The organism is Streptomyces sp. SID3212, from assembly GCF_009865405.1.
Lineage (GTDB): Bacteria > Actinomycetota > Actinomycetes > Streptomycetales > Streptomycetaceae > Streptomyces.
The window spans coordinates 1-555 of the sequence record NZ_WWJY01000321.1; the positions used below are offsets into that span (position 1 = coordinate 1).

Annotated in this window: 1 pseudogene; it reads left to right on the plus strand. The window is 78.4% G+C overall.

Annotated elements, in window-relative coordinates:
* Nucleotides 1–555 (plus strand): annotated as a pseudogene (locus tag GT042_RS09660) (asparagine synthase); the annotation flags it as partial.

Sequence of the window (555 nt, forward strand, 5' to 3'; positions counted from 1 at the left end):
GGACCCTCGCGCTGCTTGCCGCCGGACTGCCCGGCGCGCCCGGCACGATCCTCGGGCACGGCACCGGCGCGGGGGAGCGGCTGCTCGCCGTCACCTTCAACGACCTGGCCACCGGCGGGCGCGACGAGGCGGAGCTGGAGCGGGCCCGGTCCATCGCCGCGAACCCCCGGCTGCACCACGTCGTCGTCGCGGCGGGCGAGGAGGGCCTCCCGTACGCGGAGTTGGAGGGCCCGCTCACCGACGAGCCGGGCCCCTCCCTCGTCCTGGCCGAACGCAACCGGCGCAGACTCACGGCGGGCAGCGCCGACCACTTCACCGGGGCCGGCGCGCGCGAGGTCCTGGACGCGCACCCCGCCCGCCTCGCCGACCTGCTCCTCGACCGGCGCAGACGCCACCTCCTGTCCCCCGTCGCGGCCGTCGCCAAGGCCGAAGGCGCCTCGCCCGCCTCGCTGTTCGTCCCGCTCACCGTCTACCGGGCGGCCCGCCGCCTGGCCCGTACGCCGTACCGCACCGGCCTCGAAGCCGCCGCGGCCCGCCTCCCCGAGGCCAACCGCT